The organism is Rheinheimera sp. B2H12 (assembly GCF_059620065.1).
Genome location: NZ_CM184363.1, coordinates 3,791,492 through 3,807,600 on the forward strand (window position 1 = coordinate 3,791,492; position 16,109 = coordinate 3,807,600).

At 49.1% G+C, this 16,109-nt stretch carries 13 protein-coding genes and 3 pseudogenes; 9 read left to right on the forward strand and 7 right to left on the reverse strand.

What is annotated here, in order from left to right; all coding sequences use genetic code 11:
- Positions 1-68: 68 nt before the first annotated feature.
- Together AC53GJ_RS16255 and AC53GJ_RS16260 are read right to left on the reverse strand one after the other, a co-directional pair.
- Positions 69-1,301, reverse strand: a complete 1,233-nt coding sequence (locus AC53GJ_RS16255; protein ID WP_496729267.1) for a winged helix-turn-helix domain-containing protein — start codon at positions 1,299-1,301, stop codon at positions 69-71.
- A 10-nt stretch (positions 1,302-1,311) separates the two neighbouring features.
- On the reverse strand, positions 1,312-2,055 hold the full coding sequence (locus AC53GJ_RS16260) for a tRNA1(Val) (adenine(37)-N6)-methyltransferase (RefSeq protein WP_496729269.1): 744 nt from the start codon (positions 2,053-2,055) through the stop codon (positions 1,312-1,314).
- Between the two features lie 200 nt (positions 2,056-2,255).
- Between AC53GJ_RS16260 and srmB the strand changes: the two genes are divergently transcribed.
- Positions 2,256-3,515 (forward strand): ATP-dependent RNA helicase SrmB, encoded by a 1,260-nt coding sequence (gene srmB / locus AC53GJ_RS16265; protein ID WP_496729271.1) that lies wholly within the window; start codon positions 2,256-2,258, stop codon positions 3,513-3,515.
- An 86-nt stretch (positions 3,516-3,601) separates the two neighbouring features.
- Here the strand turns inward: srmB and AC53GJ_RS16270 are convergent, their stop codons facing one another.
- Entirely contained in the window at positions 3,602-4,324 is a 723-nt protein-coding gene (locus AC53GJ_RS16270) for an outer membrane protein OmpK (protein ID WP_496729273.1), read from the reverse strand.
- 208 nt (positions 4,325-4,532) lie between these two features.
- Here AC53GJ_RS16270 and AC53GJ_RS16275 point away from each other — a divergent pair, with 208 nt between their 5' ends.
- A complete protein-coding gene (locus tag AC53GJ_RS16275) occupies positions 4,533-5,324 on the forward strand; it encodes a transporter substrate-binding domain-containing protein (protein ID WP_496729274.1) in 792 nt (263 codons plus the stop codon).
- A gap of 90 nt (positions 5,325-5,414) precedes the next feature.
- Entirely contained in the window at positions 5,415-7,073 is a 1,659-nt protein-coding gene (locus tag AC53GJ_RS16280) for a methyl-accepting chemotaxis protein (RefSeq protein ID WP_496729276.1), read from the forward strand.
- 49 nt (positions 7,074-7,122) lie between these two features.
- Here the strand turns inward: AC53GJ_RS16280 and AC53GJ_RS16285 are convergent, their stop codons facing one another.
- Both AC53GJ_RS16285 and AC53GJ_RS16290 read right to left on the reverse strand, forming a co-directional pair.
- Positions 7,123-9,441: a carbohydrate binding family 9 domain-containing protein gene (locus AC53GJ_RS16285; RefSeq protein ID WP_496729278.1), complete on the reverse strand. Its 2,319-nt coding sequence runs from the start codon at positions 9,439-9,441 to the stop codon at positions 7,123-7,125.
- Between the two features lie 248 nt (positions 9,442-9,689).
- Positions 9,690-10,988 (reverse strand): inosine/guanosine kinase, encoded by a 1,299-nt coding sequence (locus tag AC53GJ_RS16290; protein ID WP_496729280.1) that lies wholly within the window; start codon positions 10,986-10,988, stop codon positions 9,690-9,692.
- Between the two features lie 264 nt (positions 10,989-11,252).
- Here AC53GJ_RS16290 and tnpC point away from each other — a divergent pair.
- From tnpC to AC53GJ_RS16305, 3 genes and pseudogenes are all read left to right on the forward strand, one after another.
- Positions 11,253-12,011 (forward strand): annotated as a pseudogene (tnpC, locus tag AC53GJ_RS16295) (IS66 family transposase); the annotation flags it as partial.
- Between the two features lie 63 nt (positions 12,012-12,074).
- Positions 12,075-12,347, forward strand: a pseudogene (locus tag AC53GJ_RS16300) (transposase); the annotation flags it as partial.
- A 186-nt stretch (positions 12,348-12,533) separates the two neighbouring features.
- Positions 12,534-12,671, forward strand: coding sequence for a hypothetical protein (locus tag AC53GJ_RS16305; protein WP_496729282.1), 138 nt, complete (start codon positions 12,534-12,536; stop codon positions 12,669-12,671).
- 120 nt (positions 12,672-12,791) lie between these two features.
- On the opposite strand, the gene AC53GJ_RS16310 is transcribed toward AC53GJ_RS16305, so the two are convergent.
- Positions 12,792-13,145, reverse strand: a complete 354-nt coding sequence (locus tag AC53GJ_RS16310; RefSeq protein WP_496729283.1) for a hypothetical protein — start codon at positions 13,143-13,145, stop codon at positions 12,792-12,794.
- 185 nt (positions 13,146-13,330) lie between these two features.
- Here AC53GJ_RS16310 and AC53GJ_RS16315 point away from each other — a divergent pair, with 185 nt between their 5' ends.
- The 3 genes and pseudogenes from AC53GJ_RS16315 to AC53GJ_RS16325 form a co-directional block, all read left to right on the forward strand.
- The gene (locus tag AC53GJ_RS16315) at positions 13,331-13,603 is read left to right on the forward strand and encodes a hypothetical protein (RefSeq protein WP_496729285.1); all 273 of its coding nucleotides are present in this window, start codon (positions 13,331-13,333) and stop codon (positions 13,601-13,603) included.
- A 32-nt stretch (positions 13,604-13,635) separates the two neighbouring features.
- Positions 13,636-14,607, forward strand: coding sequence for a transposase (locus tag AC53GJ_RS16320; protein ID WP_496729287.1), 972 nt, complete (start codon positions 13,636-13,638; stop codon positions 14,605-14,607).
- Between the two features lie 226 nt (positions 14,608-14,833).
- Positions 14,834-15,073: pseudogene (locus tag AC53GJ_RS16325) on the forward strand (transposase); the annotation flags it as partial.
- A gap of 637 nt (positions 15,074-15,710) precedes the next feature.
- Here AC53GJ_RS16325 and AC53GJ_RS16330 read toward each other — a convergent pair.
- On the reverse strand, positions 15,711-16,109 hold the full coding sequence (locus tag AC53GJ_RS16330; RefSeq protein ID WP_496729289.1) for a hypothetical protein: 399 nt from the start codon (positions 16,107-16,109) through the stop codon (positions 15,711-15,713).

Here is a 16,109-nt window from a genome sequence, read left to right on the forward strand (position 1 = left end):
TGGTTAAAAAAAGCAGCTCAGGCTGCTTTTTTTGATCGCCCGGGCCGCACCGCCAGCTCAGCTGGTATTTACCAGAGCTTATCTTCGCTATGGTTTTCAGCCGTGCTGGCAAGCGACTGCAACCAATGGCGTAATTGCGGTTCTGCTTTCACCAGTTGCCAGCGCTGACAACCATTAAAAGCCGCATAATCGGCAAAAGCTCGCACTAAGGCGCGGCCAAAGGCTGCGCGCTGCGGTGGTTGCCAGGTCAGCACCAGGTGTTGTAACAACAGCACTTGCAGCTTTCGATCGGCTTTCACATCAACCTGACCCACCAGTTGTTGCCGATAGACAATCGCCAGATTGTAATAGCCAACTTGACGCTTGGCGGCTGGCAGGTACACTTCCAGTTGAAAATCAGCAGCATACCAATGCTGTACCCGTTGACGCTGGATCAATAAATTATCAAATGGATTGAGCAACCAAACCCTGGCCGGTGCCCGCAGCAACGCTGGCAACTGTTGCCGGTAAAAATACTGCTGTCCCTGCAGGGCAAAACAAGCCAGCTCCCCACCCGCTTGCCGCTCCAGCAATTGTTGCAACACCGCTTTTTTCAAACCTTGGCGTAAATAACTGATCTGGGCTGCGGTGGCAAAACCATGACTATCAAGACAGCGATTGATCAGATAACTGACCATCTCCGACAGATCCGGCAGCCGCTGATCCACTCCCGCTGGCAATACCCTTTCTGTTAAATCAAATACTTTTTGAAACTTGTCACGGCGCAGCACCATCAGCTCGCCTTGCATAAACAGCTGTTCCAGCGCCTGTTTGGCCGGTTGCCAATCCCACCAACTGCCTTTTTTCTGCTCGGTTTTGACAAAATCACTGGCCTTTAGCGGCCCTTCCTGACTGATCCTGTGGCGAACCAGCTGCATTTGTTGATGATCAGCGGCAAACCAGTGCTTTTTGCCCTGTTGCAACTGGGTCTTGCGAAACAAACTATAGCGATAATCGGCCATTGGCAGGTAAGCAGCGGCATGCGACCAGTACTCAAAAATTTGCCCGCTGGCCTGTAACTGGGCCAGCCAGTCCGGCTGATAATCGCTGAGTCTGCTGTGCAGGATATGATGATGGGCTCTTTGCACCACATAAATGGAATCAATTTGCAAATAACCCAATTGCTGAATGAGCTGCAAAGTACGGGCAGGACCGGTGTGCACACTGCCACGACCATAATTTGGCAAATGCAGCCCCTGCAGTTGCTGATTTAATTGCACCAACTCAGCGGGACTGAGTGGTAAATCACTGAGTTGGCTCATTGGGCTCCGGTTAAAATTTCAGATAAAAATCCCGTAATAACTGCCGATAGGCCGGGCTGTATTGCCCTTGCTGATCTCGGATCAATAAAGTTTCAGCGACCGGCTCGGACTGGGGGCGGCCTGTGTCTATTACAGGCCGGCTCAGGGTCAGCAGCCGGCGCAGCGGCGGTTTGGCCGGCACAGTTTGCACCAGACAATGCCTTGCCAACTGCCAGCCAGCAGGCAAGGCTAGCGCCAGCAATAAGCTGGCTTCAGCGCAGGGCAACACCAGACTGAATTGACCATCGGCAGTCAGTAATTGTGCCACCACCCGCAACAAATCAGCAAAGGGCAGCGAATCGGTATGCCTGGCTTGCTGCCGCATGGCATCCGTGCTTTTGAGTGCCCCGACAAAAAACGGTGGATTACTGATGATCAGACGATAGCGGCGTTCAGACGGATGGTCAGCACTGGCCGGATAGGTTAGAATGTCGCCTTTGATCAGCCGCAAGCGTCCGGCAAATGGACTGGCGGCAAAATTCTGTGCTGCCACAGCTGCAGCACTGGCATCAAGCTCAATCGCGTCAATCTGACTTTGCAGACAGCGTTGGGCCAGCATCAGACTCAGAATACCGCTGCCGGTGCCGATATCCAGCAGTGCCCCCTGGGCTGGCACCTGAGTCCAGGCTCCAAGTAACAAGGCGTCAGTGCCGACTTTCATGGCGCAGTCGCCATGATCGACATAAAATTGTTTGCAGCGAAAACCTGTGCTCATGTTCGGCCCGGGACAACAAAAATGAATAGCTCAACGTCCCTGCGTCTGACCTATGTCATTGGCAGTTCAATCTGTGCAGCAGGACTATTTACCAGGTTGGCAGTGTAAGCCATTCGGGCTGAGGTTGTCAGCCCGAAACAGACAAAACCGGCCTGGCCGACTAAAATTAGTAAGTTTATTAAAAAAAAGGTACTGTGACTGTGACTGAAGCAATCAGCCAAGCCGAAATAACTTCATTTAACGATTTCCAGTTTGATGATGACATCAATAAAGCCTTGAGTTTTGGTGGTTTTCAAAAACCAACCAGCATCCAGCAACTGGCAATCCCAGTGGCGATGGAAGGCCGCGATATCTTAGCCAGCGCCCCCACCGGCACTGGTAAAACCTTAGCATTTTTATTACCGGCAATTCAGTATCTGATTGATTTTCCAAGAAGAGACCCAGGCTTTGCCCGCGTGTTGATCATGACGCCAACCCGTGAACTGGCTTATCAGATTTATGAACAAATCAAAATGCTGACCCAGTTCACCACTTTAAACACCGGGGTGATTACGGGCGGTATTAACTACGGCAGCCATAAAGAAACTTTAGAAAAAAACAACGACTTACTGGTAGCCACACCAGGCCGTTTGATTGAATACCTCAATGAAGAAAGTTTTCATGCGGATGAAGTGGAAGTGCTGATCCTGGATGAAGCCGATCGGATGCTGGACATGGGTTTTGTCGGGGAAATGGATCGGATTATCCTCGAAGCCAAACGCCGTCGGCAAACCATGTTGATTTCTGCCACTTTGGAAGGCGTCGCCATCAGTCGTTTTTCCAGCCGGGCTCTGAAAGAGCCAGTATTGCTGGAAGCAGCGCCACCGCGGCGTGAAATGGGTAAAATCACCCAGTGGGTCCATCTGGCCGATGACGCCGACCACAAGCTGGCCTTGTTGATCCATTTGCTAAAACAGCCGGAAATGAGCAAGGTGCTGGTGTTTATCAAAACCAGAGAGCGGCTGGCGACCTTAACAGGTCAACTGGAAGCTGCTGGCATTAAAACTTGCTGGCTGCAAGGCGAGATGCCGCAGGACAAACGGATGCAGGCGATGTCCAGATTCAGCAATGGTCAGGTGCGGATTTTGTTGGCCACCGACGTCGCGGCCCGTGGTCTGGATATTGAGGATATCAGCCATGTGATCAACTATGATATGCCACGCACTGCAGATGTCTATATTCACCGGATTGGCCGTACTGGCCGCGCCGGCAAAAAAGGCATCGCCATTTCGCTGGTCGAAGCCCATGATATTGGCATCGTTGGCAAAGTGGAACGTTACACTGAACAAGCGTTAAAACGGCGGGTTATTGAAGAATTAAGGCCAAAACACAAAGAAGCCAAAGCGCCGGGTAAAACCAAAAAACCAAAATCTGTTGCCAAGAAAAAAGCGCTGAAAAAGGCCGCTAAAGCGCGCGGGTAACCTCAGCATCAGGCGAAGTTGACGACCCTGAGTCAGCAACTTCGCGTTTTGCGGTGTTCCACGAATGTGCTCCACGAATGTGTTGCCTAAAAATGCCATTTCACTAACAGATTCAGATTGGACTCGCGGGTCGGTCGCTGCGGCGTATCCGCCAGTCCGAACCGGTGTCGCCAGTAGACGTACTCTACTCCCAAATACAAAGGTGAGCTGAGATCCAGCAACGGATGCAGCGCCCATTTTAGCTGCGAAGTCCAGTTCAGCTGTGTTTGCTGGCTCCCCGCCGGACTGGCCCAGTCGACAAAACCATCATACAACCACTGCTGACCAAACAGCTGAAACGGCAAACCCCAGACCAGTGTCGCCTGCCAATTGTCGATACTGTGCTCATTTTCTCGTCGCAACAGGTTCAGCTTGCTGTATTTAAAGCCAGGAATAGCAAAATCCAGCCCGACGCCATACAGATAATTAGTCTGGGTCCGTGACATCTCGACCTGTGTTGACAGCAACACATCTGTCAGCATCCCCCTGCTAAGCTGCCTGCCGCTAAGTTTGCTAAAGCTGAACCTGGGTGCCCATTCGGCATAATTATTCCGACTCCCATCCTCACCACGTAAATGATCATAAAATAAAAAACTATCGCCCCAACTGGTGGCTGCACTGTGCTCAAAGGTCAGCACTTGCTGTTTGGGAAAATACACCCGGTAATGTTCCCCTTGCAGCAGGCTGACACTAAAGTCCTGCCACAGAACTTTGGCCGGCACCGCACTGCTTAGCAACAGACAGCACCAACAGCCTAACCTGACGGACATAAAAGCTCCTTGTACATGGCTCCAGCACAGCTGCTCCAGCGCTGCTGTTCCAATACTACTGTTCCAGTACCCCTGCGGTCGTGGTCTGTCAGTTATAGATCAAAGTTCGGCCGGTCGCTGCACAGAGGCACAGAATTTAGCGCAGGGACTGTCAACTGTCGGTAAAAATCTGCTAACCTCAGGCCGGGTCGTTGAAAAAGGAACATCAATGCAATATCACCGACGCAGACCTTTGCTGCTCCTGTTGCTGCTCAGCGTTGGGTTAACTGCGCTGTCAAGCTGGCAACTGCAGGCCGCAGCGCCGGTATTGAAAGTCGGTATTGGCTTTAGTGATCAAATCAATGGCAGCCGGACCGGTCCGGCCAATAACTTTGATATTTTGTTCAGTTATCTGTTACTGACCGAATTGGGTTATCAGGTGGAATTTGTGGTAGCACCATACGCCCGGCTGACGCGTCTGCTCAGCGAAAAAAAAATTGATGTCGCCACCCGCCAGGCTCAGCAATTGCCTGATCTCAGTTACAGCAGCTCTTATCTGCAATTTCAGAACAAAGTGTTTGCCCTGCACAGTTTCAAGCGGTCACTGACGCGACTGACCGATCTGGCATGTTGTCAACTGACCGCTTTTCAAAACGCGCATCTGGCGCTCGGACCTGCTTTTGCTGAGGTCAGCCGTCAGGCCAGCAGTTATCAGGAAATGCTGGATCATACCCAGGCCATTCAGATACTGCTCAAAGGCAGAACTCAGTTGCTGGTGATGGATGAAGCCACTTTTTACCAGCGTTTAGCAGAGCTGAATATCGGCAGAGAGCAGATCCGCAGTTTCCATCTCTTACCGCTGGTGCAATACCGGCTGGCCTTTCATCAGCCTGCACTGCAGCAACAAACAGAAACGAAATTACGGCAATGGCTGCGCACGGATCAGATCCAGAAAATTCGCCGGCGAGCCCAACAATCCCCGACAGAAATCAGCAGTTTACTGCGCCGTCACATGCACTGAGAATATTTCATTTAATCTATTCGGTTAAGCTAAGCTTATGTTTTCAGTGCTGATGCAACACTGCGCAGCCAAATAGATTAAGGATATGCTATGCCACAACTTTCGATCAGCCGCCGCATTATGTTACTGGCGATATTGCCAGTGGCTGTACTGGCGCTGATATTAACTTTGTTTGCCATTCAGCATAGCCAGGCGGTGGCAAAACTCAGTGCTGAGCAACTAAAAAACTCGCTGTATCAGGAACGCAAACATCAGTTAGATGCACTGCTGGAACTGGCAGTCAGTGCCAGTAACAGCACTGACGATACAGAGCAGAAAAAAACCATCTTACGTACTTTGCGTTATGACAATGGCAACAACTATTTTTTTGTTTATGACCAGGCCGGCGTACAGGTCGTCAGTGCGGACAATCCGGAGCGGGAAGGCAAAAATTTTCTGCAATCCACCAGTCCGGACGGGCGCAAACTGGTGCAGGAATATCTGGCAGCCGCCAGCCAGGGCGGTGCTTACGTGCAATATAACTGGCCCAGGGCTGGCAGCTCAGTCCCCTCCCCTAAGCTGGCTAAAGCCATCCGCTTACCTGGTACCGACTGGGTGCTGGCCACCGGATTTTATATTGACGATCTGGAACAAAGCATTGCGGCGTTGCAACAACAAAGCGCCGACGAAATGCGCTCTGGTGTGATCCAGTCCGTGTTGATTGCAACTGCGCTGGTGGCATTAATGGCAACGCTGGGCATGTTTTTTGCCCGTACTATTACAGGTCCACTCAGCGGCGCCGTTGCTGCAATGCAGGATATTGCCAGTGGAGATGGCGATCTGAGCCGCCGGCTGGATAACAGTCAGGGTCATGAACTGGGGGCGTTGGCGGATGCTTTTAATGCTTTTGCTGGTCAAGTCAGTCTGCTGGTGACTAATATCCGTGGGTCAGTGCAGTTATTGCGCCAAGCTGGCGACGAACTGGCATTACTGATGCAAAACACCGCCAGCGGCGTGCAAACCCAGCATGCCGAAAGTGATCAGGTCGCCACTGCAATGCATCAAATGGCCACCACGGCGCAGGATGTCGCCAACAGCGCCAGTGGCGCGGCGCAAGCCGCCCATGAAGCTGCGCGTCAGGTTGAACGTTCAGCCAGTATTCTGGATGCAGCTATCAGCGTCATCCACAGCCTGGAACAACAGGTCGATACTGGCGTCACCGTGATCAATGCCGTCGGGACTGAATCCAACCAAATCGGCTCGGTGCTGGATGTCATCAGGGGTATTGCCGATCAAACCAATTTGCTGGCACTCAATGCAGCTATCGAAGCTGCCCGCGCTGGTGAACAAGGCCGTGGTTTTGCAGTCGTGGCTGATGAAGTGCGGACGCTGGCAGCCCGTACCGCCAGCAGCACCGATGAAATTAATAAAATGATTGCCAGATTACAGCAGGGCGCCAGAGAAGCGGTCGGTGCTATTGGCCAAATCAAACAACAGAGCCAATACACCGTCCAGGAAGCGAGCAAAGTGGAAGCTGCCCTGGCGGAGATCCGCACTGCGGTGACGACCATTAACGATATGAACAACCAGATTGCCAGTGCCGCTGAACAACAAACCACAGTGTCGGAAACCATCAACCAGAATGTGCATCAGATCGTGCTGATTGCTGGTGAAACCGCGACCGGCACCGAGCAGGCCTCACAAATTACCAGACGACTGGCCAGTCTGGCAACGGAGCTGAATCAGCTGGTTGGTCAGTACCGAACCTAACACGACAGAGCCAGGCGCAGCTCAATGGCTGCGCCTGATGGCCACGTATTTACAGCGCAAAGGCATAACTGAATTTCAGAAACACCGAACGCTGATCCCTGGTTAACTGCTGAATTTCGTCACTGCTGAAGGCATTGTCACTGTAACCGGCAAAAAACAAGGTTTGCGGATTCAGTTTGTAGGAGTACAGCAATTGTGAGCCGAGGGTTTTCTCATGTGCTGTAACTTCTCCAATATTATTCAATGGATTATGCCGGATATCGGCATAAATCAGCGCCAGTCGGACAAAACTACGTACCGAAAACTGATAGCTGAGCCGGAGATCGGTCAGATTGGCGGTAAATACCTCTGCATTGGCCGCATCCAGCGTGCGGTAAGTATGGCGGGCCTGCAGTTGTAAATGCCGGTTCAGATGCCATTTCAGTTCCGGCACCAGTTCCAGCCCATCACCGAGCCGGTTATTGCGAAAATCCAGTGTTTTGCCGGTTTCGGCTTCGACCCCGAGAAAAAGCCCGGCCAGTGGCTGAAATTCAGCGCCGGCGCTGAACAGCTTTTCCGCAAACAACGCCGTATTGGCATCAATCTTTAACAGGTTCTGATCTAGCCGGCTGCCAACGCGGTCACGCCGGGTGGCCCCGACAAAACCATTCGATTGCTGTTGTCCTTCCCACTGCAGTTCCAGCTCAGCTTCTTTTTCCAGCAACTCCCCCTCACTGTTATGGCTGATGTCCCAGTCGGCCCAGATTTTAAACCGGCTGAGCCATTGTTGCTGATAAAACCATTGATAACTGCCGCCATGGGTTTGTTTAGTCCAGTCGGTTTGTGGCAGATAACCCAAATCAGCGCGGAAATCTTCCCCCATCGCCTGATAACGGCTGTACCAGCTCCAGTCGCGGTTTTCATGCTCATAAGCCAGATATTGCGCCTGATCGGTCAGGCCATCACCCTGCGTTCTTAAACGCGCCTCCGCCGATAACTGTTGCTGCAGGCTCTGTGGATACGCACTGTCGCTGTAAAGCCACTGTGCAATGACCTTATTCTGGGCATCCAACTGGTATTTTAAATCGGCACCCGTCACATGGTTATGATAATGCTCTGACTGGCGGAAAGTGCTGATCAGACCCAGCGACAAAGCCCGGTTTAAATCATGCCGATAGCGCAGTACGGCGTTTTCACTTTTCTCATCCAGAAAGGCAATATCTGAACTGACATTGCCAGGCACAATAAAGGTGGTGGTTTTATCATTGGCGGCAAAAAAAGCAAAAGAATGCTGTTGTTGCCGGCCGGTTAAACGCACGCCAGCATCCGGTGACGACACATTGCGGGTGTACACCAGATCAAGCGGTGAGGCAAAATAGTCGGCATTATCGAGAAAGAAACTGCGTTTTTCGTTAAAAAACAAGGCAAAAGTATCATTGACTGACACCTGGGCTTCATCGGCTTCAACCTGAGAGAAATCCGGATTTAAGGTGGCGTTAAAATTGATATCCGGGGTAATACCCCATTTTAAATCAAGGCTGGGTTCCAGATTATTGTTGGTCCGCCAGTCTGAGTGACCTTCGCGACTGAGGGTACGCTGTTGGTCGGCACCAGCCACCAAGGCTGGTACTAACGTCAGATTGTTGCCGGATTTAGCGCCGGCAAAACCAGTGGCGGTGCTCATCTGACAGATCCAACAAGGATCCTGCCGCGAAATCTGATTACTGGACAACCGGTGTCTGACATCACGCGGATAAAACCGCAGTAATTCCAGTTTCCATTTTTGCAGCGACTGCTGCTCGTTAAAATTCAGCATTCGCAGCGGGATGGCCACTTCAACCTGATAACCCTCATGGGTAATTTTACCGGCACTGTGCCAGATCCCGTCCCAGGCATCACTTTCCATTTTGGTAATTTCGTTTTCAATCGAATCCGCCTGCACGCCAAGCGGATTAATAAAAAACTGATAGGCCAGTTTACTGTCATGATAGGTATCGATTTTGATACCGACACTATCGTCATCCCAGACTTTATCGCGGTCGCGGTAAAAAGCCCGGATGGCAGTTGGTTCCGGATCTTTGGCGACAAAAGCGACATAAAAATACTTGCCATCTTCCATCACATAAGCCGTGGTCTTTACCGGTGCCGGACTGTTTTCTGCCGGCCAGGTATCATAAAGCAGCTCTATCGGACTGGCTTGTTGCCAACTACTTTCATTCAGCTCGCCATCAATTTCAATCGCCACTGTGGTTCTGGGGATACGAATATCGGCCCAGACGGGTACAGTCAGCGTCAGGCCAAGACTTAGCCCACACAGCAGCGGAGTGATCCAGCGCGGTATTTTTTGCGTTAACACTGTGGCAACAGGCCGTAAAGTAAAACTTGTCATTCTGGATCCATCTGGCAGCAAAGATGTCAGCGGCCGGCAGTGTGCTGGGCACGGCTTCCCTGACAACAGAAAATTGCGACGACTATAAAGAGACCTTGGCGGATTGACAAACAGATGCGGCGAAATTGCGGTTTATATCGACGATAAAAAAACCGGTGTTACCTGACGCACCATAAAGGGTACAAAGGTTAACAAACACCGGTTTTCCAAAGGAACAGACATTAAATCAGCATCTTAGTGCTCCCAACTTAACGTTCCCAATAAGCTTCTTCCAGACTGTCTTCTTTTTCCGGTAATCCCCGTGATAACCGTGGCGCATTTTGCACCAGAATGGCGTAGCTGACCCGATTGGCATATTTACAGATCTGGGCAAACGAAGAGTACGCCAGATAAGGCAGTTCATGTTTGCTCGACAGCGGCAGCGCGTGGCGGTGGTAATGATTGGCGGCAATATCATGCAAAATAGCAGCTAAGGCACCATCACCGGCACCATTGGTATTTTTGATCCGTTCAGGCCCACCCAGATAAGGGTCAATATGTGAAAATACTTTCACCGGTTGTTTGCAATGCTGGCGCTGGACTGGCCGGCTAAATTCAAACTGATTGTAATCGGCAATGGTACCGGATTTTATCGGATTCGAGGTTTCCCGCTTGCCGGCTTCATCGGTGTAACCACACAGATATAAACCTTCAGCTCCAGCCGTGATCAACACCATATCGGTCAGTTCCAGCGCAGCTTCGGCCGCTTGCAATGGATCGGCAAAACCAGTCAGTGCTTCAGCTTCCAATTCGTTCATCGCCAGCACATCCACATACTGCCGCACTGTGGTTAAGATCAGCTCGCGATGTTCTTCCACCAGATGTTTAGTACCAAGACTCATCACCACAGGTACCTGATATTGGTTGGCGACCTGCAATAAACGCAACATCGCCTGCTGGATCGGCTGACCCACAGCCCGCAGCGGATAAGCACTGACCACCACAGCCGCAGCACCGGCAATAATTTGCTCCGGAATATATTCAGGGGTTAACGCATCCATTGCGCCCGGATCGATCACAAAAGTACGTTCGCCATCCGGCGTAATCATGGTGATACCACGACCGATATCGCCATGCACCCCTTGCAAATGGTTCATATCGACCTTGGAACTGGTATGGCACAGATAATGATAAGCCGGGCTACCCAGTTGAATATTGGCCGACATCACCCCCAGCAACACCGATTTATCATCGGCCAGCACTGAATAGTTATGAATGGTATTGCCAATGGTGCCACCGGCAAAATGGTCTGAAATAGCAGCGTTCTGCACTAATTCCTGATAAATCAAATCGGCTTTGCCGTGTTCAACCAGGTTAGATAAGCCTTTGCCAATATTATACTTTTCTAAAAATTGGTCGGAAACATTGGCAATGACATCAACGATGGTCTGATCCAGCCCCACCACATAAGTGTCCAGTTCAGGCCGCACTTCAAAGCTGGGCAGTTGTAATTTAGGCTGGGATACCGGGAAATAATGCTTCAGTTTACGGCGGCCGGGAAATTTCATCGTCAAGTCTCAATAAAGGTCAGGCCAGTATTTTAGCAAATGCCGACTGAAAAGCGCAGCAGCAATTTTGCTGCTGTGCTTTTGCTGCACTGAAGAGCGCCGCAGGTGATGGCAGGATATTATTGGTTAATTCGTTGCAAATCCATCGGACCACTCGTTGCAGCTAACTTACCACCTGAATCAAAACTTTACTCTGATTGCAGGGCCTTAAACGTGAAAAACAGTCAAAATCTCAAAGTGGGGATAGCTACTTCAGAATGTAGCTCCACTTTAGATGTATTGGAAGTGGATAAAAGCACTTGCTACATGTGGGTGTACGGCTGTGGTGTGGAAGGCTCAAACGGTTCAAAACTGGTGCTGTTCGATTACCAAGACGGCCGCAGCGGCCAACATCCCGTACAGTTCCTCGAAGGTTATACCGGCTATTTACAAGTCGATGGTTATGCCGGTTACGAACAAACAGCAGCCACTTTAGCGGGTTGCTGGGCGCATGCGCGTCGCAAGTTTATCGAAGCGCAGCAGGCTCAAGGGAAAGGCAAAACCGGCAAAGCGGACTGGGCATTGAACCAAATCCAAAAGTTGTATGCGCTGGAAAGCGAACTGAAGACCCAATCGTTCGAAGTAAAACAGCAACAACGTCAGCAAGTTGCCGCACCGCTACTGCAGCAACTGTGGGACTGGTTGGAGAAATCCAAAGACACCATCCCCAAAGAAAGCCTGGTCGGTAAAGCTATCAGCTACACCCAAAATCAGTGGCCGAAGCTCATCAGGTATCTCGAAGATGGCCAACTCAACATCGACAACAACCGTGCTGAGCGCGCAGTAAAACCCTTCGTCATCGGCCGAAAAGCCTGGCTGTTTGCCAACACCAGAACCGGTGCAACTGGCAGCGCCGTGCTGTACAGCATGGTCGAAACCGCCAAAATCAATAGCTTGGAGCCTTACAAATATCTCAATGAGTTGTTTGAAAAGCTGCCGACAGCAAATACTCCGGCCGACTTAGCTAAACTGCTGCCGTACTGATCGGAACAACAATCATGCTGAAAGGTGTGGTTGTTGTTACGCTTACGGTTTTCTTAGGTTTTCTGGCGAAACAACTGGAGCCGACTCAGTGTATTCTTCGACTATCCACCTGAAATCCGGAAGGTTATTTACACGACTAACGCAATTGAATCTTTGAATGCCAGCTTACGGAAAGTCACCAAAACCAGACGTTCATTCCCGAACGACGAAGCCGTGCTAAAACTACTGTATCTGGCTTTACATCAAATTGCGAAGAAGTGGACAATGCCGCTTAGAGACTGGAAACCGGAGATGAATCAGTTCATTATCATGTACGGTGACCGTGTATCGCTATGATAAACAGCAACTTACACAGAAAATTTTACATACTCGACCCTTAGGTTTACCATTAATAAAGCACTGGCCGAAGTCAAACAGTCGGCATTGTTTGCCAGCTTGCAAATGCAGTATTTTATTAAAAAGGGGCCGGAGCCAGTAAACCCGCAATAGTGTTATGACGTAAAGTTACATGCTTTTTTCCTTATGACCAACCATGTGCATTTACTGCTCAAGCCAGAAGATGCAGCAGGTATCTCCAGCATGATGCAAAGTGTCGGGCGAGATTGCATACATTATGCTAACAAACACCATCGACGCAGCGGAACCTTATTCGAGGCCTGACACAAAACCATCTTGATTAACAATTCGCAGTATTTATTACAATGCCAATGACACAGAATTCTGAACACCCTCAAAAACTCAGTAACAGTTCAGCTTATTAGCTCCGACTCCTTTTTCATATTAATTATTAAATAACCAAACCCCTTGCAGATCTGTGCGGATACCTGAATTACATATCGCAGTATCGGATACAAATCGGACGATAATTTCCTTATTTGCAAGGTGAGCAGCTAAAACCATTGAATAAATATTTTTAAAATTTACATTGTTTTGTTGAATAGAGGTTGCTCCGCCATTTTTAAAAGAAATCCATAAATAGCCATCGTCACCAACATAAATTCTATCTGTTTTTACTTGGCATTCTTTATACGCATAAGCATTTGATGAAAGTAATAGCAATATAACACCAACTATCTTTGAAATTTTTTTTAGCATGTATTCATCACTCAGTTGATAACAATAAGTTATTTTCATTAAGAGAAAGCTTAAGGAAACACGGCCCCCACCTAATTTAAACCTCACGGAAAAAACCGGACACTCACGCCTGAGGTATCCCCAGAAGTTGTATCGGTAAAACAATAATTTAGGTGAGGAATGGAACATTCATGGCAATTCCTGATCTGATCTTTCGCCAAAAACACCTAGCCTAAGAACACGCCATGAATGTTCCAGCTATGCTCGCCGATTTTCTCGAAATTGTCACCCCAAAATCTTTCAACAAACATCTTCTGAACTCGCTGACGGCATCTTTGCCAAGTCTGCTCACCAACGGCCAATGCTCAGTCACTGCAATTGGCCGGGGCATTGACACCAATTCCGGACATCCACAGAAAGCCACAATTCCGGAAGCCACAATTCCCGAAAAAACCGGACACCCACGCACTAAGCACTCAAATAAAAACTTTAATTTAACTTTTTTAAACTATTTTTAATGTTATGAGTTTTTTGCAGTCAGGATGACACCATGCCAAAACCACGCTATCAACAAATAAGTGTGAGTGAAACACCTTATTATCACTTGGTTAGCCGCTGTGTACGGCGGGCATTTTTATGTGGCATTACAGAAAGGTATAACTTTGAGCATCGCCGAGGCTGGATATTGGAGCGTTTGGCCCTACTCAGCCAAATGTTTGCCATCGATATTGCCGCTTTTGCGCTGATGTCGAACCATTACCATCTAGTGGTGCGGGTTGATACGGCCAAAGCAGCCGCCTGGAGCGCTCAGGAGATTGCGAAGCGCTGGCAGCTGTTATTTTGTTTGCCGGTGTTGGTTGAGCGTTATCTGAGTGGTGGCTCCAGTGGTGAAGCAGAAAACCAAGTAACTGAAGCTATTCTGGAAAAATGGCGTACCAGACTTTGCGACATTAGTTGGTTTATGCGCTGTCTGAATGAGCATATCGCGAGACAGGCCAACCTTGAGGACCACTGCACAGGCCGATTTTGGGAAGGCCGGTTTAAATCGCAGGCGCTGCTGGATGAAAAAGCCCTGCTCACCGCCATGGCTTATGTCGATTTAAATCCTATTCGCGCCAAGATGGCCGAAAGGCCTGAAACTTCTGACTACACCAGTATCCAGCAACGGCTTGGCAAGGCCATCCACTCTGTCTTTCATGGAGCTTTGTTGCCATTTGCCGGCAATAGCCAGCAACAGAATGCACAGCAACATGTTCCGTATCATTTTATTGATTATGTTGAACTTGTTGAGTGGACAGGCCGTCAGTTGCGCGATGACAAACGTGGTGTGATTGACCAGAAACAACCTCCCATCCTGGCGCGCCTTGGTATCTCAGAGGCTTGTTGGCTACAAAACTGCCAGCAGCTTGAAACCGATTTTTATCAAGTGATTGGTCCTATCAGCTCACTGAAACAATTCTGCCAAAAACTAGGACTACGCTGGTTGCATGGTCAAACTGCCTGCCGACGAAGTTTTGGCTAAGTCCAAAATTTTCCACCGCAAAATTGATAAGAAACCGCAGCAGCGGCAATAACGGCTGTCTAAAAGTTAGTTCCCCCCCGCCAAGCGCACTTTTTTGCTGCAATTTGAAGTCTTCAAATCCACATCGACAAGCTTGAATTTAAAATATTGTGACCAAAGAAACCATATTTTAGAAACAGCTGATTGCACTGTTTCCAAAGAGTGGGTGGCTTGTTTTATATTATAGCGTACCAGACTTTGCGACATTAGTTGGTTTATGCGCTGTCTGAATGAGCATATCGCGAGACAGGCCAACCTTGAGGACCACTGCACAGGCCGATTTTGGGAAGGCCGGTTTAAATCGCAGGCGCTGCTGGATGAAAAAGCCCTGCTCACCGCCATGGCTTATGTCGATTTAAATCCTATTCGCGCCAAGATGGCCGAAAGGCCTGAAACTTCTGACTATACCAGTATCCAACAACGGCTTGGCAAGGCCATCCACTCTGTCTTTCATGGAGCTTTGTTGCCATTTGCCGGCAATAGCCAGCAACAGAATGCACAGCAACATGTTCCGTATCATTTTATTGATTATGTTGAACTTGTTGAGTGGACAGGCCGTCAGTTGCGCGATGACAAACGTGGTGTGATTGACCAGAAACAACCTCCCATCCTGGCGCGCCTTGGTATCTCAGAGGCTTGTTGGCTACAAAACTGCCAGCGGCTTGAAATCGATTTTTATCAAGTGATTGGCTCTATCAGCTTACTGAAACAATTCTGCCAAAAACTAGGACTACGCTGGTTGCATGGTCAAACTGCCTGCCGACGAAGTTTTGGCTAAGTCCAAAATTTTCCACCGCAAAATTGATAAGAAACCGCAGCAGCGGCAATAACGGCTGCCTAAAAGTTAGTTTCCCCTGCCAAGTGCACTTTTTTGCTGCAATTTGAAGTCTTCAAATCCACATCGATAAACTTGAATTTACGACGGTAATAGGTCAACAAGAAGAAAGAACAAGACGCGCACTTTGCAGTGCGCGCGGGCTCGTAATTGCTATTGACACTGGAACGGCTAATGGGTGACCCCTTAATCTTCCGGTGGCTTGTTTTGCTCCGCTGTATTTTTCCAATCATTGAAATGAACGACAGGCCAGCGGATTCCCACCTTCGTCAAAACCCCAAGATAAAACAATCTTTGTTTGTGGGTCGACAACGTAATAAACCAAACATTTTCCAATCCATTCTTTGTTCATCGGGGTGTTTGGTAGTATTTCCTGACTAAACACATGGTAAATAAGTTTCCCATCAGAATTGGTATCAATACGGGTTAAGCCCTCTCCTACAATGACATAATCCCCACGATAAAATTGACCAGCATCATCAAATTTATGCGGTCTTTTTTCGTACATAATCTCTTGGCCAACAATGAATTTGTTCGTTAAGTCAATATAATCTTGATGCCCTGCGGCACAAGACATTAATGTTGGCATAAACAATAACGAGATAAAAATTCTGCTTGTAGATCTCAA